At 62.5% G+C, this 21,268-nt stretch carries 21 protein-coding genes; 10 read left to right on the top strand and 11 right to left on the bottom strand.

All coding sequences use genetic code 11. The features are described 5' to 3' along the window. Nucleotides 1–6: 6 nt before the first annotated feature. The 9 genes from exeK to exeC form a co-directional block, all read right to left on the bottom strand. A complete protein-coding gene (gene exeK, locus VZC39_RS02880; protein ID WP_349920921.1) occupies nt 7–1,017 on the bottom strand; it encodes a GspK family T2SS minor pseudopilin variant ExeK in 1,011 nt (336 codons plus the stop codon). Continuing rightward, nucleotides 1,007–1,594, bottom strand: a complete 588-nt coding sequence (gene exeJ, locus VZC39_RS02875) for a GspJ family T2SS minor pseudopilin variant ExeJ (protein WP_349922350.1) — start codon at nt 1,592–1,594, stop codon at nt 1,007–1,009. The genes exeK and exeJ overlap by 11 nt, the downstream gene beginning before the upstream one ends. Nucleotides 1,595–1,758: 164 nt before the next feature. Then, entirely contained in the window at nt 1,759–2,112 is a 354-nt protein-coding gene (gene exeI / locus VZC39_RS02870; RefSeq protein WP_434668309.1) for a GspI family T2SS minor pseudopilin variant ExeI, read from the bottom strand. Between the two features lie 17 nt (nt 2,113–2,129). After that, nucleotides 2,130–2,717, bottom strand: coding sequence for a GspH family T2SS minor pseudopilin variant ExeH (exeH, locus tag VZC39_RS02865; RefSeq protein WP_434665511.1), 588 nt, complete (start codon nt 2,715–2,717; stop codon nt 2,130–2,132). A 125-nt stretch (nt 2,718–2,842) separates the two neighbouring features. Next, a complete protein-coding gene (gene exeG, locus VZC39_RS02860; protein WP_349920920.1) occupies nt 2,843–3,274 on the bottom strand; it encodes a GspG family T2SS major pseudopilin variant ExeG in 432 nt (143 codons plus the stop codon). Between the two features lie 86 nt (nt 3,275–3,360). Further along, nucleotides 3,361–4,581, bottom strand: coding sequence for a GspF family T2SS innner membrane protein variant ExeF (exeF, locus tag VZC39_RS02855; protein WP_349920919.1), 1,221 nt, complete (start codon nt 4,579–4,581; stop codon nt 3,361–3,363). A gap of 1 nt (nt 4,582) precedes the next feature. Continuing rightward, the gene (gene gspE / locus VZC39_RS02850; protein WP_434668307.1) at nt 4,583–6,076 is read right to left on the bottom strand and encodes a type II secretion system ATPase GspE; all 1,494 of its coding nucleotides are present in this window, start codon (nt 6,074–6,076) and stop codon (nt 4,583–4,585) included. Beyond that, the gene (gene exeD / locus VZC39_RS02845) at nt 6,073–8,136 is read right to left on the bottom strand and encodes a GspD family T2SS secretin variant ExeD (protein ID WP_434665508.1); all 2,064 of its coding nucleotides are present in this window, start codon (nt 8,134–8,136) and stop codon (nt 6,073–6,075) included. Before exeD ends, gspE begins: the two co-directional genes overlap by 4 nt. 20 nt (nt 8,137–8,156) lie before the next feature. Continuing rightward, nucleotides 8,157–9,011, bottom strand: coding sequence for a GspC family type II secretion system variant ExeC (gene exeC / locus VZC39_RS02840; protein WP_434665505.1), 855 nt, complete (start codon nt 9,009–9,011; stop codon nt 8,157–8,159). 212 nt (nt 9,012–9,223) lie between these two features. On the opposite strand from exeC, the gene hslR reads away from it, so the two are divergent. The 8 genes from hslR to VZC39_RS02800 all read left to right on the top strand — a co-directional run bounded on the left by hslR (nt 9,224) and on the right by VZC39_RS02800 (nt 16,705). Beyond that, nucleotides 9,224–9,622, top strand: a complete 399-nt coding sequence (hslR, locus tag VZC39_RS02835; RefSeq protein WP_434665503.1) for a ribosome-associated heat shock protein Hsp15 — start codon at nt 9,224–9,226, stop codon at nt 9,620–9,622. Between the two features lie 105 nt (nt 9,623–9,727). Next, nucleotides 9,728–10,612: an Hsp33 family molecular chaperone HslO gene (gene hslO, locus VZC39_RS02830; RefSeq protein ID WP_434665501.1), complete on the top strand. Its 885-nt coding sequence runs from the start codon at nt 9,728–9,730 to the stop codon at nt 10,610–10,612. Between the two features lie 149 nt (nt 10,613–10,761). Next, on the top strand, nt 10,762–12,387 hold the full coding sequence (pckA, locus tag VZC39_RS02825) for a phosphoenolpyruvate carboxykinase (ATP) (protein ID WP_434665499.1): 1,626 nt from the start codon (nt 10,762–10,764) through the stop codon (nt 12,385–12,387). Nucleotides 12,388–12,558: 171 nt separating this feature from the next. After that, nucleotides 12,559–13,224 carry a GntR family transcriptional regulator gene (locus VZC39_RS02820; RefSeq protein ID WP_349920913.1) on the top strand — a complete coding sequence of 222 codons (666 nt, stop codon included), beginning with the start codon at nt 12,559–12,561 and terminating at the stop codon, nt 13,222–13,224. A gap of 33 nt (nt 13,225–13,257) precedes the next feature. Further along, entirely contained in the window at nt 13,258–15,060 is a 1,803-nt protein-coding gene (locus VZC39_RS02815; protein WP_434665496.1) for an aminopeptidase P family protein, read from the top strand. A 108-nt stretch (nt 15,061–15,168) separates the two neighbouring features. Then, nucleotides 15,169–15,564, top strand: a complete 396-nt coding sequence (locus tag VZC39_RS02810) for a nitrous oxide-stimulated promoter family protein (RefSeq protein ID WP_349920911.1) — start codon at nt 15,169–15,171, stop codon at nt 15,562–15,564. Nucleotides 15,565–15,653: 89 nt separating this feature from the next. Continuing rightward, entirely contained in the window at nt 15,654–16,106 is a 453-nt protein-coding gene (locus tag VZC39_RS02805; RefSeq protein ID WP_434665492.1) for a GNAT family N-acetyltransferase, read from the top strand. Nucleotides 16,107–16,234: 128 nt separating this feature from the next. After that, entirely contained in the window at nt 16,235–16,705 is a 471-nt protein-coding gene (locus VZC39_RS02800) for a glycine zipper 2TM domain-containing protein (protein WP_349920909.1), read from the top strand. A 93-nt stretch (nt 16,706–16,798) separates the two neighbouring features. Here VZC39_RS02800 and VZC39_RS02795 read toward each other — a convergent pair whose 3' ends face one another. Next, the gene (locus VZC39_RS02795; protein ID WP_434665490.1) at nt 16,799–17,761 is read right to left on the bottom strand and encodes an inorganic triphosphatase; all 963 of its coding nucleotides are present in this window, start codon (nt 17,759–17,761) and stop codon (nt 16,799–16,801) included. A gap of 169 nt (nt 17,762–17,930) precedes the next feature. On the opposite strand from VZC39_RS02795, the gene VZC39_RS02790 reads away from it, so the two are divergent. Continuing rightward, nucleotides 17,931–18,611: a TIGR00153 family protein gene (locus VZC39_RS02790; RefSeq protein WP_434665487.1), complete on the top strand. Its 681-nt coding sequence runs from the start codon at nt 17,931–17,933 to the stop codon at nt 18,609–18,611. 25 nt (nt 18,612–18,636) lie between these two features. Then, nucleotides 18,637–19,902 carry an inorganic phosphate transporter gene (locus VZC39_RS02785; protein ID WP_349920906.1) on the top strand — a complete coding sequence of 422 codons (1,266 nt, stop codon included), beginning with the start codon at nt 18,637–18,639 and terminating at the stop codon, nt 19,900–19,902. Between the two features lie 107 nt (nt 19,903–20,009). Here the strand turns inward: VZC39_RS02785 and VZC39_RS02780 are convergent, their stop codons facing one another. Further along, nucleotides 20,010–21,248, bottom strand: a complete 1,239-nt coding sequence (locus VZC39_RS02780; RefSeq protein WP_434665484.1) for a multifunctional CCA addition/repair protein — start codon at nt 21,246–21,248, stop codon at nt 20,010–20,012. Nucleotides 21,249–21,268: the final 20 nt, after the last annotated feature.

Raw genomic sequence — 21,268 nt, 5'->3', positions numbered from 1 at the left:
TCCCGGTTATTCTGCGCCGTCGCTCAGACGTCGCAACATGACCAGCTTGTTGTCCTTGCCGCGCTGGAACACCGTCTTGAGCCGGGCCCGCGCGTCCCCCACCTCGGCCAGCAGGCTGGCTTCGAAGTAGCTGCTCTTGATGTCCAGGGCAGCGTCGAGACCGCTGACGGCACCCGGCTGCACCGGCAACTGATCCGTCATGGCCTTCTTCTCTTTCCAGCCCTTCTTGGGTCGGCTGGTCAACACCTGCTTGGCATCGTCCAGCCCAATCTTGCCCTGATAGAGGCCCACCAGCAGGGCCGCCCGCTCGGGCTTGATGGTGTTGATGTTCACCACCAGCTTGTCGTTGGGCAGGGTGCAGACATAGGGGGCCAGCCTTGCATAGAGCGCCCCCGTCATGCCCCGCACCGCCCGCAACTCATCCGTGCCCAGCATCCACTGGTTGGCCACCAGATAAGGGGGCTGGAGCCCCTCGTAGTAGGCATCTTCGGCCCCGTAGCTCGACACCAGCTGGGTATCCTTGTCGGTCCAGTCCCGGATGGCATCGGTCAGCTGCACCGCCTCATATTCCTCGACCTCCAGCGCCTCCAGCAGGGCGCGGAACGCCTTCACCGCATAGGGCTGAGACTCCAGGTTGTCCCCGTCTTCACCCTCTTTCTTCGCCACACTCAGGCTGTTGAGGTTGAAGCAGGACTGCAGATCCCGTACCCGGCCGGCCAGGGTGCCATCATCCACCGGGAAGACCCCGTCCTCACGCGCCCAGTTCTGCCCCAGGTTCACCACATCGGGATCGTCCTTGAAGTCCTGGTTGAGCACCTTGATCACCAGGGCCTCCGCCGACATGGCGTACCACCAGGCCTGCTTGCCGATGGTGAGGTTGCTGGTGCGACGCAATTCCAGCTGCAAGCGGCCGCTCATGTTGCTGGCGATGATCACCATCACCGACAGGATAAGCAGCACCACCAGCAGGGCCATGCCCCCCTGGCGAGTGGGCGAAGCGCGACGCTTAGTTGCCATTCTCAGCCCTCTGACCACCGGCTCCGATGAGGAACTGTCTGCGAATGGTGCCGTAATCCTCCAGATCCAGCTCCACCGCCAGCCCATGGGGCAGCAGGTCTCGCTGGGTCCACTCCTCCTTCCACATCCCCTTGTCGTAGAAGTAGAGGCGCAGCGCCGTCACCCCCTTGAGCACGGGCTGGATGCGCGGCTCGGTGCCTATCACGGGATCCGGGTAGAGGTAGCTCAGCCGCTCCAGGGTCTGATCCTTGAGACGCCAGCCCACCCGTTGCAAACCGGAGCGTGGCAGTATGCCATCCGGATTGAGCCAGCCGCCGTGGATGAAGGCCATGCCCCAGTCATCGCTCTGCTGGCCAAAGCGGGACGCCGCCAGCAGCACCTTGTTGTTTTCCCCGTCGATGCGCCCGCTGCGGGGCACCATCTGGCTGACGTCCCGCTCCAGCAGGCTGAAGGCCAGCTGCAGCTCCGCAAGCCGCGTCTCTTTCTTCTTCGCCACCTCGTCGCTGGTGAGCACCCCCTGCAACACCTGATAGGCGCCAAGGCTCAGCGTGGCGAAGATGGCGATGGCCACCAGCATCTCCAGCAAGGTGAAGCCGCGCGCCCTCAAAACCGCGCGGCGCCCTCTGGCCGATGGCACCGTCGACGCCTCCCGCCGGGTAACACCGCCGTGGCGGGAGTGGATCACGGGGGGCATCCTTCGCCGATCCTGGCTCGAGCACCTCTGGATTCGTTGGGTCCCGCTCATCGGCTGATATAGGTCCTGATCGTGGCCACCGGGCTCTCGGCCTTGGGCGCGGTGCGCACCTCCATGTCCAGCGCCTTGAAGTTGGCATCGCTGGTGGCGACGCCGCGATAGCGCCAGTACCAAGTCTGACCGGCCAGCTCCTCGTCCCCTTCCACCCAGCTGTCGCCGGGCCACTTGGCTTCGAGCTTCTGCTGCACCAGCTGGTTTTCCACCACCCAGGTCGCCAGGGTCTTCTCTTCCAGATAGTTGAGACCGGAGAGATGCTCGCTGGCGGTCTTCATCACGGCGAGGCCGGCGATGGCAAATACCGCCAGCGCCACCATGACCTCCAGCAACGTCATGCCGCGCATCCTGGGAGCCTGGCGTCTCACTCCTCTTCCTCTTCGTCTTCTTGCAGGGAGAGACGACCAAACTCGTCCCCCTTGACGGTGCGCAGATATTTCTCGTCATCCACCTGCTGGCTCAGGGTCAGCACGAAGGGGGTGAGCTCACCGCCCGGGAAGATGAGGATCTGGGGCGTGCGTTCCCGCTCGTCGCGATTCTGCTCCGTCTTGTCATCGGTGTCGGTACGCCAGCTGAACCCCTCCAGTTCAATGGTCAGGGCCATCTCCTCGGGCAGTTGTACCGGCCCCAGGATCTTGTCGCCCTCCAGCGCCTGCCACTTGCGATCCTTCGGGTTACGGGACATGAACTGCCAGCCGTTGGCCTCGATCCGCAGTCCCAGCAGCCGGCCATCCATCACCGAATACTCCTGGGCCTGCTGCAGGGTCGCCATGAAGCGGCGGGCCTGCTTGTCCAGCTCCCTGTCCCCGCGGGCGCCCCCCATGCTGAGAGTGACAGCGGTGGCGACAAGCCCCATCAACATGGCGACCAGCAAGACTTCCAGCAGGGTGAACCCCGATTGGTAGCGACGCCTCACCAGCTGTCCCCCATCAAGATGGCGGCACTCCGGCACAGAGACTCCTGACTGATGACGGCATGTCACGAGCACTACCTCCATGGTCGGGCCATGGCGGATGAACGAGACAAGGCCTGCCCGATGGCGGCAGGCCCGACAGGCATCAGGGCGCCTTCAAACACTTATTGGAAGTCCTTCAGGTTCCAGTTGCCGATGTCGTCATCGGTACCAGCTTCCCCATCCAGCCCCATGCTGAAGATGTCGATCTTGCCAAATTGGCCCGGACTCAGCAGCTGGTACTGGTTACCCCAGGGATCCTGCGGCAGGCGCTTGATGTAGCCCCCTTCCCGGTAGCTGCGCGGCTCCGGGGAAGCGGTCGGCTTATTGACCAGGGCATCCAGCCCCTGCTCGGTGGTGGGGTAGCGGTTGTTGTCCAGCTTGTACATGTCCAGCGCATTCTCCAGCGCGACGATATCGGACACCGCCTTCTGCTGATCCGCCTTCTCCTTGTTGCCCATCAGGTTAGGCACCACCAGGCTGGCCAGGATCCCCAGGATCACGATGACCACCATGACTTCCAGCAGGGTGAAACCCCGTTGACGACGACTGTGCATTGCTATGACTCCCTAACGAATAAGATGGCCAGCGCCATCGATGATTAACCTTGTTGTGGCATTCAAACCGGCGGGTCACGCCGGCATCAGAGATTCACCATGTTGTTGAGCTCGAGGATCGGCTGCAGGATCGACATCACGATAAACAGCACCACCCCGGCCATGGAGACCACCAGCATGGGCTCGAACACCCCGAGTGCGATATTCACCTGGGTTTCGAACTCCCTGTCCTGGTTGTCCGCCGCCCGCTCCAGCATGCTGTCGAGCTCGCCGCTCTGCTCGCCCGAGGCGATCATGTGCAGCATCATGGGCGGAAAAATCTTGGTTTCATCCAACGCCTTGCGCAGGCTGGTCCCCTCTCTCACCCGCTCGGTGGCCTCGCCGATACGGTGGCGGGCAAAGTCGTTGGAGAGCACTTCACCGGCGATCTTCATCCCCTCCAGCAGAGGCACGGCGCTGGCGTTGAGGATGCTCAAGGTGCGGGCGAAACGGGCGGTGTTGAGGCCGCGGCTGACCCGGCCGATGACCGGCAGACGCAGCAGCACGGCGTGCCAGTGGCGACGACGGGTCGCATCCCCCAACCACCAGCGCCAGATCAGACCGCCGATGAACAGCAGCAGCAGGAACCAGAGCCCGTAGTGCTGCAGCAACTCGCTGGTACCGATGAGAAAACGGGTGGTGCCGGGCAGTTGTTGACCCATGTGCTCGAACTGGGCCACCACCTTGGGCACCACGGCGGTAAGCAGTATGGAGATGACCCCCACCGCCACCAACGTGAGGACGATGGGGTAGATCATCGCCTGCAGCAGCTTGGTGCGCATGTGCTGGCGCTGCTCGGTGTAATCCGCAAGCCGGTTCAGCACCTTCTCCAGGTGACCGGATTTCTCCCCAGCCGCCACCATGGAGCGGAACAGCTGGTCGAACACATGGGGGAAGGCGCCGAGGGAGTCGGCAAGGGAGTAACCCTCCACCACCTTGCTGCGCACCGTCGCCACCAGACTGCGCAGGTGGGCCTTCTCGCACTGCTCGGCCACCGCCTTGAGGGCTTCCTCGATGGTGAGACCGGCCCCCACCAGGGTCGCCAGCTGGCGGGTGATGAGGGCCAACTCGGAGGTGGAGGCCCCGCGGCGAAACAGCACGAAGCGATTGGCTTCCCGCTTCGCCTTCTCGGTGGTCTCGTTCACCTCGAGCGGCGTCAGCCCCTGTTCGCGCAGCAGCTGGCGCACCTGACGGGCGGAGTCGCCCTCCAGCACACCGTTCTTGTTACGCCCCTTGCTGTCGAGAGCCTTGTATTCGAACGCTGCCATCTCAGTCTTCCCGGGTCACGCGCAGCACTTCTTCGAGGCTGGTCTGCCCCAGCAGCACCTTGTCGATGCCATCCCGGCGGATGCTGGGGGTATGACCCCGGATCAGCCGCTCGATGGCGAGTTCGCCGCTGGCGCCGTGGATGGCCTCGCGCACGGCGTCGTCGATCACCACCAGTTCGTGGATCCCGGTCCGGCCGCGATAGCCGGTGTGGTTGCACTGCTCGCATCCCACCGGGCGCCAGATCTGCTGATCCGGCGGCAGTGGCATGCCCATGGCGAGCCGTTCCTGCTCGCTGATGGGATGGGGTGCACGGCAATCCGGGCAGAGGGTACGCACCAGCCGCTGGGCCAATACCGCCAGCAGGGAGGAGGAGAGCAGGAAGGGCTCTATGCCCATGTCCCGCATCCGGGTGATGGCGCCGATGGCGGTGTTGGTGTGCAGGGTCGACATCACCAGGTGACCGGTGAGGGACGCCTGCACCGCGATCTGGGCGGTCTCGAGGTCACGAATTTCCCCCACCATCACCACGTCCGGATCCTGACGCAAAATGGCGCGCAGGCCGCGGGCGAAGGTCATGTCCACCTTGCTGTTGACCTGGGTCTGCCCTACCCCTTCCAGGTCATATTCAATGGGATCTTCGACGGTGAGGATGTTGCGATCCCGGGAGTTGATCTCCGAGAGCGCCGCATAGAGGGTGGTGGACTTGCCCGAGCCGGTCGGCCCGGTCACCAGGATGATGCCGTGGGGTTTGCGGATGAGTTCGCTGATGACGTTGCGATTGGCCAGCGTCATGCCGAGCTGCTTGAGCTCGAGGCGCACGTTGTTCTTGTCCAGCAGTCGCAACACCACCCGCTCGCCGTAGCTGGACGGCATGGTGGAGACCCGCACGTCGACGGCCCGGCCGCCGATGCGCAGGGAGATGCGGCCATCCTGGGGTACCCGCTTCTCGGCGATGTCCATGCGGGACATGACCTTGATGCGCGACACCAAGAGCGATGCAAGCTTGCGATGGGGACGCAGTATCTCCCGCAGCACGCCATCGATGCGAAAACGAATGACCAGGGCCCGCTCGAAGGTTTCGATATGGATGTCGGACGCCTCCTCCTTGATCGCCTCGCTCAACATGGCGTTGATGAGGCGGATGATGGGGGCGTCGTCATCCGCATCCAGCAGGTCTTCACTCTGGGGCAGCTCCTCGGCCAGGGCGAAGAAGTCCATCTCGTTGCCGAGGTCCTCCATCAGCTGGCGTGCCTCGGAGGAGTCGCGCTGATAGTGGGCCATCAGCAGGGTTTCGAATTCGTCGTTGCCAAGCTGCTCGACGGCAAAACCACAACCGGCCACCCGCCGCACCTCCAGCAGGGTCTGGGGGCTGATCCCCTGACGGCAGAGCAGCAGGGGCTTTCCCTGACGCTCGGTCAGGATGGCCCCGAAGTTGCGGGCGAAGGCGAACGGCAACTCCGGCAGTTCGCTGTTGTCCAGTTGATACGCCATCAGGGCTTGCTCTGCACGAAGGGTTGGCTCTGGGGCTGCTGCACCTGGGTTCTGACGCCGGTGGCGGTCGCCTGCTGCTGCGCCTTCATCCGCTCGATCTGCTGTTGTACCTCGGGGGACATCATCACATCCTGGCCGTAGGCAGGCAGCACCTGGCGGGCCGGCGAGGTGGCATAGCCTTCATCGGCGGCGCGGTTCAGCTGCTCGGCCCTGAACAGGGTGTACTTGTTGCTGGAGACGCCGGAGTAGACGTTGGCATCGCGCAAGATGGTCGGGCGGATGAAGACCATGAGGTTGCGCTTGGAGGTCGAGGTCTTGGAGGAGCGGAACAGGTAGCCCAGCACGGGGATGTCCCCGAGCAGCGGCACCTTGGAGATCTGCTCCTGGGTCTGCTCATCCATCAAGCCCCCCAGCACCACGGTTTCGCCGCTTTTCACCAGCACGGCATTCTTCACGGTACGGGTGTCGAAGGTGGGACCCAGGTTCGCGGTACCGGTCGCCTGCTTCTGGGCGACACTCGAGACTTCCTGCTCGATGTTGAGCAGTACCGAGTCCCCTTCGTTGATCTGGGGCGTCACCACCAGCTTGGTACCCACCGTCTTGCGCTCTATGGTGTTGAACACCTGATCGCTGGTGGTGGAACTCTGGGAGCCGCTCTGCACCGGCACTTCCTGGCCGACGTTGAAGGAGGCTTCCTTGTTGTCCATGGTGACGATGCTCGGAGTCGAGAGAATGTCGTTCTTGCTGTTGGTGGAGAGGGCCGTCACCAGCATGGCCCAGTCTCCCTTGTAGAAACCGGCCGCCATGCCGCTGAAGTTGCTGGCAAGCGACGCGAGGCCGTCGGTGTTGCCGTTGTCGTCGTAATCCTTGGCGGCGATGGCAAGGGAACCGATGGGCAGGCCGGTATCGGTGAACTGGGTGCCGCCACCGTTGGTATTGGCCCACTGCACGCCGAGGTTCATGCCGTCACCGTCGGAGACTTCGACGATGATCGCCTCCACCAGCACCTGGGCACGGCGGATGTCGAGCTTGGCGATGACCTGCTCCAGCTCGGCCATGACGTCCGGCTGGGCGGTGATCACCAGGGCATTGGTGGTCTCGTCCGCCGAGATGGCAAGCTGGCCGCCACCGATGCTGGCACCGCCGCCGGTCGCCGTCGCACCGCCCCCCTTCTTGTCCGCCTCGATGCTGGAGCTGACCCCCTTGAGCACATCCACCAGATCCTTGGCCTTGCCGTACTTCAGGTAGAAGACCCGGGTATTGCCCTGGCTCTGCAGATCCCGATCGAGCTGACGCACCATCTGGATGATGCGGGCGCGGGCCTTGGGCTCACCGCTGATCACCACGGAGTTGGTCCGCTCATCCGCCACCACCTTGGGGGAGAGCAGCAAGGGGGCATTGCCACCCTGGTTGTTGCCATCCTTGTTGAGGTTGGTCACCAGCCGCACCATCTCGCCGGCGGAAGCATATTTCAGCTTGATGACGTCCATGTCCTGGTCACCGGCCTTGTCCACCCGGCGCACCACCTCCACCAGGCGGTTGACCACGGCGGCGCGGCCGGTGATGAGCAGCACGTTGGAGGGCTCGTAGTGCACCACGTTGCCGCCACCGGCATTGTCGTTGAGCTGACGCAGCAGCGGTGCCAGTTCGCGCACCGAGACGTTGCGCACCGGCACCACCCGGGTCACCATCTCGTCCCCAATACCGGGGTTGCTATCGTCCACCACCGGAATGGCGGAGGTCTTGGCATCCTTGGAGCGCACGACCTTGAGCACCCCGTTGTTCATGGGCACCACGGCGAAGCCATAGACGTCGAGCACGCTCAGGAAGAACTGGTAATACTGCTCTTCGTTGAGCAGGTCGTAACTGCGGACGTTGATCTTGCCGCGCACCGAGGGCTCGATGATGATGGTCTTGTTCAGGTTCTTGCCGACCGTGTTGATGAACTCTTCGATGTCGGCATTCTTGAAGCTGGCGGAATATTCGGTGGCCCAGGCAGAGCCTGCCATCATCAAGGCTGCCGCGACCGTGGCCAGACGCCAGCCTTTCCCTTTATTTCTCATTCTTGGTGCTACTCCAATCATTATTCTGACAAGCCGACATACACGTCGTAGAGCTGTCCTTGCCGCTCGACGGTGACGGTCATTTCAGTGGCGCCCGCCACTTGCTGCATAGCCTGCATGGCCTGTGCGTTGTCCCGCAGATCCAGGCCATTGATGCTGACCGCCAGATCGTTGGCGACCAGCCCGAGTTGGTTGAACATTTCCGGATTGCTGCCCGGATTGAGGCGATAGCCGACCATGCGGCCATCCACCCGTACCGGGGAAATATTGAGGTAATCGGTGATCTTGCCGGGGTTGCTCATCAGTTCGCTGCGTACCGTGGAGAGCTTGCTCTGGGGCTGGCTCGCCTTGGGCAAGGGTTTGCCGTACTCCTCTCCGTCCAGCATCAGGGTCTCGTCACGGCCATCCCGGGCGATGATGACCCGATCCGCAAAGACCTGACGGATCCTGGCCTGGGTGCCATCGATGTAATCACCGATGCCGTAAGAATTCTGCAACCCGTTATGGGCGATGATGGCGATGGACTTGGCGGGATCAGAACTCGCCAGTACGCCGTTGAGCTGGGCATTGAGCTGGGTCTTGGGGGCATCGGCCGCGACCGTCTGGGCCACTTGGCCAGCATTGGCCGGGGGGGCCTTGCCAAACAGGGAAAGGCGGCTGACCCCGCTGATATCGAGACGCGCCGACCCTGCTCCCTGGCTCGCGGTGACCGAGGGTTGCCAGGGCTGGGAGTTAATTGGTTGAGTCAGGCCGAACAGACGCCAGGTGAGGCCGGCACACTGTTGGGCCAGCAATAGCAGCAGCAGCCAGAACAGAGGCTGGCTCAAACGAGCGAGTGGCACCGTCTTGCAACGGGCCAGCAGGGAGTTCAACAAGTCATCCCTAGGCGGTAGCGTCATGTTTATCAAAATGTTCTGACATCCAAATCGGTTGGCTATTGTGTACGGCAATGGACCCAGAGACAACCGACCGGATGAGGTGAAGCGGTGAAAATACAGATCCCGTCACACCAAGGCGTCCCCTGTTTCTACCCCGGGGCTCCCCTCTGGTATAATCAGGCACCCTTTTAGCCATCCGGAGCCGATTCATGTCGAACCCAGTACAAACCGGCACTCAGGTTCGCCTCGACAAGTGGCTGTGGGCTGCGCGCTTCTACAAGACCCGCAGTCTGGCGCGGGACCAGATAGACGGCGGCAAGGTGCACTACAACGGCCAGCGCAGCAAACCGGGCAAGCAGGTCGAGGTCGGCGCCCTCATCCGCTTCTGGCAGGGCCAGGACGAGCGGGAGGTGCGAGTGCTCGAGGTGAGCGAGCAGCGCAAATCTGCTCCGCTGGCCCAGCTGCTCTACGAAGAGACCGCCGAGAGCCTGAAACGACGCGCCGACAACAGCGAGGCCCGGCGTTTCAACAGCCAGTTTGCCCCAAGCCCGGAGCGCCGTCCCGACAAGCAGGAACGACGCCAGCTGATCAAGGTCAAACAATACTAATCAGCCCTTGTGGCCCTTTTATGACGACAGGCGGAGGAATTAGTTCCTAACCGGCTGTTTAACAATGTTTTTGTTCATATCCCCAAGAAAACCCAGGAATGCATGATGAGTAACCAAGATCTCCTGTATCGCTATCTGTTCGAAGAGTACGAAGTCCGCGGGGAGCTGGTCCAGCTGGACAGCACCTACCGCCACATCGTGGAAGCCCAGAGCTATCCGGTGCAGGTGCAAACGCTGTTGGGTGAACTGCTGGTCGCCACCAGCCTGCTGACCGCCACCCTCAAGTTTGAAGGCTCCATCACGGTGCAGCTGCAAGGGGACGGCCCGGTGCGCCTGGCGGTGATCAACGGCGATCACAACCAGCAACTGCGCGGCGTGGCCCGTTATGAAGGGAAGTTGCCGGAGGATGGCAAGCTGCAGAGCCTGATCGGCAACGGCCAGCTGGTGATCACCATCACCCCGGATCAGGGTGAGCGCTATCAGGGCATCATTGCCCTCGAGGCCGACACCCTGGCAGGCTGCCTCGAGCAGTACTTCGCCCAATCCGAGCAGCTCGCCACCCGGCTCTGGATCCGCACCGGCCATCACGAAGGCCAGCCCCGCGCCGCCGGGATCCTGCTGCAGGAACTGCCGGCCCAGAGCGAGGATCACAGCGCCGATTTCGAGCATCTGGAACAGCTCACCAGCACCATCAAGGATGAAGAGCTGTTTGGTCTGGAGGCCGAGGAGATCCTCTATCGCCTCTATCACCAGGACAAGGTACGGGTGTTCGATCCCCAGGCCATCGAGTTCCGCTGCACCTGCTCCCGTGCCCGTTGTGAAGGGGCCTTGCTGCAGATCGGCAAAGAAGAGGCGATGGCCATGGTGCAGGATCTCGGCAAGATCGACATGCACTGTGACTATTGCGGCGCCGAGTACCCATTCGATGGGATCGACGTCGAAACCCTGTTCAGCAGGGCTCCCGGTAATGATGCAAACAAGTTACACTAAATGAAGGCGGGCAAAACCCGCCTTTAACTTAAATAACAAAAAAATACCCTATTTTATAAAGTTTGATGGCGATCGCTAAACTCTACCACCTAGGTGGTAGCATGATCGTCAGATAGAACCCTACAAACCTCTGAACCCAGGAGAATATAATGACTATCGTGGCAGAACCCACCCTGGCCCAACAACTGAAACTGGACCAGTACGGTATCAAAAACAGCCAAGAAATCGTTCGCAACCCCTCTTATGAGCAGCTCTTCGCCGAAGAGACCCGCCCAGACCTGGAAGGATTCGAACGTGGCGTCGTCACCGAGCTGGGTGCCGTCAACGTCAATACCGGCATCTTCACCGGTCGTTCCCCGAAAGATAAATATATCGTCAAAGACGGCACTACCCAGAATACTGTGTGGTGGTCTGACCAGGGTAAGAACGATAACAAGGCCATTACCCCGGAAGTGTGGTCACATCTGAAATCCCTGGTGACCCAGCAGCTCTCCGGCAAGCGCCTGTTCGTGGTGGACGGTTATTGCGGCGCCAACCCGGACACCCGTCTGGCGGTGCGCATCATCACCGAGGTGGCCTGGCAGGCACACTTCGTGAAGAACATGTTCATTCGCCCGAGCGAGGAAGAACTCAAGACCTTCAAGCCGGACTTCGTGGTGATGAACGGTGCCAAGTGCACCAACCCGGATTGGAAAGAACAGGGCCTCAACTCCGAGAACTTCGTCGCCTTCAACATGACCGAGAAGATGCAGCTCATCGGCGGCACCTGGTACGGTGGCGAGATGAAGAAAGGCATGTTCTCCATGATGAACTACTTCCTGCCCCTGCGCGGCATCGCCTCCATGCACTGCTCCGCCAACGTGGGTCAGGACGGCGACGTGGCCATCTTCTTCGGCCTCTCCGGCACCGGCAAGACCACCCTCTCCACCGATCCCAAGCGCCAGCTGATCGGCGATGACGAGCACGGCTGGGACGACAACGGCGTGTTCAACTTCGAGGGGGGCTGCTACGCCAAGACCATCAAGCTCTCCGAGGAGGCTGAGCCGGACATCTACCACGCCATCCGTCGCGATGCGCTGCTGGAGAACGTGACGGTCGCGGCCGACGGCACCATCGACTTCGACGACGGCTCCCGCACCGAGAACACCCGGGTCTCCTACCCCATCTACCACATCGAGAACATCGTCAAGCCGGTCTCCAAGGCTGGTCACGCCACCAAGGTGATCTTCCTGACCGCCGATGCCTTCGGGGTACTGCCCCCGGTCGCCAAGCTGACCAAGGAGCAGACCAAGTACCACTTCCTGTCCGGCTTCACTGCCAAGCTGGCGGGCACCGAGCGTGGCATCACCGAGCCGACGCCGACCTTCTCCTCCTGCTTCGGCGCGGCCTTCCTCAGCCTGCACCCGACCAAGTACGGTCAGGAGCTGGTGAAGCGGATGGAAGCGGCAGGGGCCGAGGCCTATCTGGTCAACACCGGCTGGAACGGCACCGGCAAGCGCATCTCCATCAAGGACACCCGCGCCATCATCGACGCCATCCTTGACGGTTCCATCGAGCAGGCGCAGACCAAGGTGCTGCCAATCTTCAACCTGGAGGTGCCGACCGCACTGCCGGGGGTGAACACCGAGATCCTCGACCCGCGCGATACCTACGCGAATAAGGCCGACTGGGATACCAAGGCGGTGGATCTGGCAGGGCGCTTCATCAAGAACTTCGAACGCTTCACCGACAATGACGAAGGCAAACGTCTGGTGGCGGCGGGTCCGCAGCTGTAACGACCAGCCACTTTCCAGGATTGCATACCGGTCAGCCCAGCTGGCCGGTATTTTTTTGGCCAAACCGCAGCGTTTGACTCCCGCGAAGCCTTGCCAGCGGGACGATGGCGCGTTAGATTCAGCCAAACTTTATACAATATACAATTTTGCAACCTGCCCCGTGACCCCAGCATGAGCCCACCCTACAAGACCCGCACCCAGATGGTGATGGAGAACCTGCGCGGCCGGATCCTGCGCGGCGAGTTCCCCGCCGGCGCCCCCCTGCGCCAGGACGCCATCGCCAGGGAGCTGGCGGTGAGCCGGATCCCGGTGCGAGAAGCCCTGATGCAGCTGGAAGCCCAGGGGTTGGTGAAGTTCGAGGCCCATCGCGGCGCCGTGGTGACCATGCTGGACGCCTCGGCCATCGACGAGCTCTTTTATTTGCGAGCCCTGCTGGAAGCCGATACCCTGTTCCACGCCGTCGACATGATGACGGAGGAGACCTTCGCCAAGGCGCAAGCCATCCTGGCCCAGTTCGATCTGGCGCTGGAGTCCGGTACCCAGGTCGAGCACTGGGCCGAGTTGAACCACAGTTTTCACGCCACCCTCTATCAGGCCGCCAATCGTCCCCAGGCGCTGGAGCTCATCGCCCAGATAAACCTGAGCTGCGATCGCTACGTGCGCTTCGAGCTGCTGTTTGCCCAGGGGGGCGTGGACAAGGCCGAGCGCGAGCACGCCCAGTTGCTGGCGCTGTGTCGCGAACGCCGCAAGCACGAGGCGGTCGTCCTGCTCAGGCAACATATCGAGGCGGCTGGCCAGTCGATCAAACAGATCCTGGCGAGCAGTCAATCCCAGTGAACACTCACATCACCACAATCTGGCAGTAACGACATGAATCATTTCGAGATTATTGAAACCCGCGTCGCCCAGCTCAGGACCACCCTGGCCACCCAGGAACTGGACGCCTTCATCGTCCCTCACGATGACGAGCACCTGGGGGAGTACATCCCCGCCCATGCCGAGCGGCTGGACTGGATCACGGGTTTCAACGGCTCCGCCGGCCTCGCCATCATCCTGGCGCAGCGGGCGGCCCTGTTCATCGACGGTCGTTACACTGTGCAGGCCCGCATGCAGGCACCCGCCGAACTGTTTGAATTCCTCCACCTGAACGAGGATCCCCACGTACAGTGGCTGGCGGAGCAACTGCCGGCCGGCGCCCGGGTCGGCTTCGACGCCCGCCTGCACAGCCTGGCCTGGTACCAGAACGCCAAGGCGGTGCTGGCGGATCGTGGCATCGAACTGGTGCGGGTGGACGAGAACCCCATCGACCCGCTCTGGATCGATCGCCCGGTGCCCGCCAAGAGCCCGGTCATCCTCTACAGCGAGGCGCTGGCTGGCCAGTCGAGCCAGTCCAAGCGCGAGCAGCTGGCAATGGATCTGCGCAAGCGCGGACTGGACGCCGTGCTGCTGACTCAGGCCGAGCCCATCAACTGGCTGCTCAACCTGCGCGGTCGTGACGTGGAGCGCCTGCCCGTGGTACTGGGCTTCGCGGTACTCTACGCCAATGCCACCATGGATTTCTTCGTCGATACCGACAAGATCGACTGCATCGCCTTCAGCCAGCACGTGGGGCAGGATGTCTCCGTCTACCCCATCGACAAGCTGGGTGACGTGCTGCAGCGCATCGGGGAAGATCAACAGAAGGTGCTGGCCGACCCGAATACCGCCAACGCCTGGACCCAACTCGTGATGGAAGAAGCCGGTGCCATCCTGGTGGCCGGTCAGGATCCCACCATGCTGCCCAAGGCCTGCAAGAATGCCGTGGAGCTGGCCGGCATGCGCGCCGCCCACCTGCGCGATGGGGTTGCCGTTACCCGCTTCCTCGCCTGGCTGGACCGTCTGGTCGCCAGCGGTGAGTTCGAGGGCGTCGATGAAGGTACCCTGGCGGATCAGCTGGAGTCCTTCCGCAAGGAGCAGGATCACTATGTGGAGCCGAGCTTCGACACCATCTCGGCCCTGGGCCCCAACGCCGCCATGTGCCATTACCGCCACACCAACGGTGTGCCGCGCCCCTTCGGCCAGGACAGCATCTATCTGGTGGACTCCGGCGCCCAGTACCTGGACGGCACCACCGACATCACGCGCACCCTGCGGGTGGGCGAGGTGACCGAGGAGCACAAGGCCATGTTCACCCGGGTGCTGCAAGGCCACATTGCCCTGGATCAGGCCCGCTTCCCTCGCGGCACCGCCGGCATCCAGCTCGACGTGCTGGCCCGCATGCCCCTGTGGCAAGCCGGTTACAACTATGACCACGGTACCGGTCACGGGGTCGGCCACTTCCTGAGTGTGCACGAGGGTCCCCAGCGCATTGCGCCCAAGGGCAGCCTGGTGGCGCTGCAACCGGGCATGGTGCTCTCCAACGAACCGGGCTACTACCGCGAGAACGCCTTTGGCATCCGCTGCGAGAACCTGGTGGTGGTGACCGAGATGGAGGCGCGGGGCGAGCTGCCGATGCTGGGCTTCGAGCGACTGACCTATGTGCCGTTCGACATCCGCCTCATCGATCGCAGCCTGCTGAGCCAGGATGAGTTCCGCTGGATCAACGACTACCACGTGGAAGTCTTCCGCCGCCTGAGCCCGCTGCTGGAAGGTGAAGATCTCGCCTGGCTGGAGCAGGCGACCAGCCTCATCTGATCGGGGCAATCGAGATACAGTGATGACACAGGGCCCAAGGGCCCTGTTTTTCATTCCCGCCTTGACCTGTATCAAGACCCCGGCCGCCCTGGTCAGGACAATGGCGCCATGAACTCCGAACAGCCAGGCACTCGTCGCAGTGCCCGTGCCAGCCAGGCACCCGATCACCCCAGGCTCAGACGGGAGCAGTTGACGGTCAGCGCCATGATCCGCCTTTACTGCAACCACCATCATCAGGATCCCGACTGCCGGCATTGCCGCCAGCTGCGGGAATTCGCCCACCAGCGGCTGCGTCGCTGCCGTTATGGTCAGGGCCACAAACCCACCTGCGCCAAGTGCGATATCCACTGTTATGCCCCCGCCATGCGCAAGCAGATCCAGCAGATCATGAAATGGAGCGGCCCGCGCATGCTGTGGCATCACCCCTGGCTCGCCCTGCGCCACCTGCTGGACAGCCGCCGCAAGGCCCCCAGGCGTCCCCATGGCAGGCCACTGCCACCGTAAATCCCCTGCCCCTTGCATCGCACCGGCTGGCTCACTACCCTGTGGCTCTTTTTTGACTGCCGCCCGGCAGCAAGTCCCAAGGAGTCAGGATGCACCAGCCCCCCCTATTGAGAGTGGCCCGCCACACCGACATGCACGCCATCGGGCGGCTCGACGTCGAGGTCTTTGGAGAAGATGTCTACCCTCCCTTCTTCTTTCGCCAGGCCATGGACTTGTGGCCGGATCTGCTGATCGTGGCCGAGCGGGATGGCAAGCTGCTGGGTTATGCCCTGGGCGGGCTTGGACAGGATCGGTCGCAGGGCTGGTTGCTCTCTCTGGCCGTGCTGCCGGAAGCTCGTGGCTTCGGGCTCGCCGAACGGATGATGGTGCGAGTCGAACAGGGGCTGGCGGCACTGGCAGCGACAGGAGTCAGGCTGACGGTGGATCCGGCCAACCCGGCCCAGCGTCTCTACTTTCGTCTCGGCTACCAGCAGCTGGCAGAGGAGCCCGGCTATTTCGGCCCGGGGGAGGATCGCCTGCTGCTGGAGAAGCCTCTGTCATGAGGAGATAGCGTGGCAGCGGGCCCCTGGCACATAAATGGTTACATTTTGCCAGTTTCATGCGCGATCAGCTTGGCGTAAAGTTAAGCTCAACGAAGAGATCAACCCTATGCTCGCCCAGGAGGCTCATCATGTTCAAACGTATCGCCATCGTCACCCTGCTGGCCGCGACCACCGCCCTCACGGGTTGTGCCAACAGCGACGTTTACTCCGGTGACGTCTACACCAAGGATCGCGCCAAGCAGGTCCAGACCGTCAGCTACGGCACCATACAGTCCACCCGCCCGGTCAAGATCCAGGCCGATGAGAACTCGGTACTCGGCACCATAGGTGGCGCCGTGGTCGGCGGCCTGCTGGGCAGCACCATAGGTGGCGGCCGGGGCAGCGACATCGCCGCAGCCGGTGGCGCCATCGCGGGCGCCGCGGCCGGCAAGGCGGCTGGCGACAAGCTCAATCAGGTCGATGGGGTGGAACTCGAGATCAAGAAAGAGAACGGGGAATCCATCGTCGTGGTGCAAAAAGCCAGCCCCACCTTTGTGCCGGGGGCCCGTGTTCGCATGACCCAGGGCAACGGCAGCATCAACGTGGCCGTGGTGAACTGACCCCAGGGCAGCCCCGACTGAGACGAAAAAAGGTGAGCCAAGGCTCACCTTTTTGCTGTTTGTGTCATCACGAACCCATATCGCGAGCGGCCCTCAAGCCCCCAGATGCAGCCAGGCCGAGATGGCCAGTTGCAGCCGCACATAGTCGGCGCTGTGAACTCGGGCAAGGAGTGCATCCTCTTCTCCCTCCCATTGCACCAACCAGGCGTGCTGGGTCAGCAGGGCTGGCAACCAGGCGGGAGATCCCACCAAGGTGGCCGCCGCATCCTTCAGCAGGGTAATCCCCTCCAGAAGACCGGACAGGGCCTGCGCCTTGGCCGTGCCGTCAGACTCCAGCCAGAGCTGCTCGTGATGCTGCCAGTGCTGCAACCCGAGCGCGATGAGCGCCCCGGCATCCCGGCCCTCCAGATCCGGCAGAGATTGCGGCGCCATCGCCTTGCCGAGCCCCGCCAACCGGTAGCCACGCTGGGCCTTGGACTGGGCCCCCAACCGGATGCCCCCCAACCCGGCCAGCTCGGCGGCCAGGGCGAACAGGGTGCTCGCCTCGCCGGACTTGAGCTCAAGCTCCAGCTCATCGATGACGCTGCGCCCCTGCTCCCCCACTATCTCTCCCCGATCCCAGGCCAGCTCGATCTCGGCAGCCTGGCCCGCCTTCTCAAACGCGATCAACCAGTGACGACGCACGAAATCCGTTTTGAACTGGGCCACCAGCCGGGACTGGATGGCATCACGATGGGCGAGATCCGGCCAGATCTCGTCGGGGAAGGCTGCCAGGGTCGGCAACTCCCCGCTGACCGGAACATTGTACTCTGGGCGGGCATGCAGCCCCCCGATCGCCTGACCCCGGCACTTGATGGTCTGTTCGGAGAAATCGTCGCTGCGGCGGATGCGCAGCCCCATGTCGAGCCTGCGCAGGGCAAGCTCTGGCGTATCGAAATAGACGTTGCCGAGGCTCGCGCTGCTTGCGGAGATAATATCGAGTTTATTCAGCAGGTTGGAGAGTTGTTCCTGGATGTCCGTGGCGACGAAAAATTTTATCTCGATCTCAGTTTGCATAGTCATTCCGGGCTGGCTGGCAACTTTGGGGGGCATGATCCCCGCCACGAAGATATAATGCCAGCGAAACATCAGGATTAATTCACGGTTTTATTGAGGGCATAGTTCGGTTACCATGCGCCCCTCATGAAATAGTATCGAGTGTTTTTTCACCGACACAGGTTTGGCCATGCCAGTAAATACTATCCTGGGACTTTTCGCGAAGTCCCCCATCAAGCCGCTGCAGAAGCATATCGTCAAGGTTCACGTGTGCTGTGAGCAGCTGATTCCGTTCTTTGATGCCGTTGCCGAAGACCGCTGGGATGATGCCGAGAAGATCCGGCAACAGATCGCCCAGCTGGAGAAAGAAGCGGACATTCTCAAACGTGAAATCCGTCTCAAGCTGCCCCGCGGCCTGTTCCTGCCGGTCGCCCGTACCGACCTGCTGGAGATGCTGACCCAGCAGGACAAGATTGCCAACCGTGCCAAGGATATCTCCGGCCGCATGCTTGGCCGTAAAATGGAATTCCCCTCCGAGATGCGTGCCGATTTCATGGCCTATCTCAAACGTTGTATCGATGCGACCGCCCAAGCCGAAAAAGCCATCGGAGAACTCGATGAGCTGCTCGAAACCGGCTTTAAAGGACGTGAAGTTGAAATGGTTGCCGAGATGATCCACCAGCTGGATCTCATCGAGGACGATACTGACACCATGCAGATCGGGCTGCGCCAACAGCTGCAAGCCGTTGAGCACAAATACAATCCGATCGACGTTATGTTCCTCTACAAGATCCTCGAATGGGTAGGTGACCTGGCTGATCAGGCCGAGCGCGTTGGCGCCCGTCTGGAATTGATGCTGGCTCGTTCGTAATCGACTGACAGGGTAAACACTACTAATGGACATTATCGCAAATTACGGCACCACCCTGGTGCTCGTGGCGGCCTTGTTCGGCTTTTTGATGGCCTGGGGGATTGGTGCGAATGACGTCGCCAATGCCATGGGTACATCGGTCGGTACCAAATCCCTGACCATCCGTCAGGCGATCATCATCGCCATGATCTTCGAATTTGCCGGTGCCTATCTGGCCGGTGGCGAAGTGACGGCCACCATCCGCAACGGCATCATCGACAGCAACGCCTTTGCCGACACGCCGGATCTGCTGGTGCTTGGCATGATTGCCTCCCTGCTGGCGGCGGGTCTGTGGCTGATCCTGGCCTCCTACTTCGGCTGGCCCGTCTCCACCACCCACTCCATCATCGGTGCCATCGTCGGCTTCGCCGTGGTGAGCATTGGCCCGGAAGCGGTACAGTGGAACAAGTTCGGTGGCATCGTCGGCTCCTGGGTGGTGACGCCCGCCATCTCGGGGGTGATCGCCTACTTCATGTTCATCAGTGTGCAGAAGCTCATCTTCAACACCGATGATCCCCTCAACAACGCCAAGCGTTATGTCCCCTTCTACATGTTCCTGACGGCCCTGGTCATCTGCCTGGTCACCATCAAGAAGGGGCTGACCCACGTCGGCCTGCACCTGAGCAATGGCGAGGGGATCCTGCTCTCCATCGCCATCTCCATCGCCGTGGCCTTTGCCGGCTGGCTCTACATTCGCGGTCAGAAGTACAACCCGCAGGATGACAGCAAGATGCACTTCGCCAACGTGGAGAAGGTGTTCGGCATCCTGATGATCATCACCGCCTGTGCCATGGCCTTCGCCCACGGTTCCAACGACGTGGCCAACGCCATCGGCCCGCTCTCCGCAGTCGCTTCCATCGTGGCGGCGGGCGGCGAGATCGGCGGCAGCTCCCACATCGCCTGGTGGATCCTGCCCCTTGGCGGCATAGGCATCGTCATCGGTCTGGCCACCATGGGTGAGAAGGTGATGGCGACCGTCGGCACCGGCATTACCCACCTGACCCCGAGCCGTGGCTTCGCCGCCCAGCTGGCCACCGCTGCCACCGTGGTGATCGCCTCCGGCACCGGTCTGCCCATCTCCACCACCCAGACCCTGGTGGGTGCCGTGATGGGGGTGGGTCTTGCCCGCGGCATTGCGGCCCTGAACCTCGGCGTACTGCGCAACATCGTGGTCTCCTGGGTCATCACCCTGCCCGCGGGCGCCATCCTGGCCATCGCCATCTTCTACGTGCTGCAGGCCTGCTTCTCTTAAGGCACCTCGCAGCAAAAAGCCCGGGTCAGTGACCCGGGCTTTTTTATATCTCCATTGTCTCGAACGACCGTTCAGGCTTGGCCCATCGAGCCGCCGAAGGGATCTCATCACTCGTCGATAAAGGTCCACTCGTCCCGCACCCGGCTGATGGCATCGAGCCGCCGTTTGCCGAGCTGCTCGCGGATCGCCTCCCCCTTGAAGCCTGCCGCCACTATCTCCTTGACCGGCACGGCCTGGGCCGCCGTCAGTGCCTGAGCCACATAGTCCGGCTCGGCATAGACCCGCTCCTCGAAGCCGGTACGGCCGTGGAAGTCAGCGCGACAGGTGTCCAGCAACTGGGCGAAGCGCTCGGGCCTGCGCCAGGCATCCGCCTTGTCGAACAGTTTGAGCAGAGTGGCGGGTTTGAGTTCAAACGCGATGTGGATGTGGGTGTGCAGATCGCTCACCAGCAGCGCCAGATCCCGGCAATCGTTCGGCACCCGAAAACGCTCGCAGAAATCCCGGATGAGGGGCAGCCCCTTCTGGCCATGGCCGTGGTGGCTCGGCCAGAACTCAGGGGGGGTCAGCCCCTTGCCAAAGTCGTGACACAGCGCCGCGAAGCGCACCGCCAGCTCGGGAGAGCGCTGGCAGGCCTGGGTCAGTACCATCATGGTGTGGATGCCGGTGTCGATCTCCGGGTGCCACTTGGCCGGGGCCGGCACCCCGAACAGGGCATCCAGCTCGGGGAACAGCGCCTTGAGGGCACCACATTCACGCAGCACCTCGAAGAAGACCGCGGGGGTCGGCCCCAGCAACACCTTCTCCAGCTCCTTCCAGACCCGCTCCGGGGTCAGGTGGGCCAGCTCTCCCGCCGCCGTCATCTGCTGCATCAGAGCCTGGGTCTGTGGGGCCACCACGAATCCCTGGGCATGGAAGCGCGCAGCGAAGCGGGCCACCCGCAGGATGCGCAGGGGATCCTCGGCGAAGGCCGGGGAGACATGACGCAGCAACCGGGCCTTCAGGTCCTGCAGACCGCCATAGGGGTCGTGCAGCTGGCCGCTCTCATCCTCGGCGATGGCGTTGATGGTGAGATCCCGGCGCAGCAAATCTTGTTCTAGCGTGACGTCCGGCGCGGCATGGCAGACAAAGCCGGTATAGCCCTGCCCCTGTTTGCGCTCGGTGCGGGCAAGGGCGTACTCCTGCTGGGTCTTGGGATGCAGGAACACCGGAAAATCGCGGCCAACCTGAGTGAAGCCGAGACCCAGCATCTGCTCCACGGTCGCACCGACCACCAGGTGATCCCTGTCCCCCTGCGGCAAGCCCAACAGGCGGTCCCGTACCGCTCCCCCAACCAGATAAGTCTGCACGCGCACTCTCCTCAATAAAC

The organism is Aeromonas sp. NJAU223 (assembly GCF_051125555.1).
Lineage (GTDB): Bacteria > Pseudomonadota > Gammaproteobacteria > Enterobacterales > Aeromonadaceae > Aeromonas > Aeromonas veronii_G.
The sequence above is the reverse complement of the archived record's forward strand: the minus strand, read 5'-3'. Positions and strand labels throughout refer to the sequence as shown.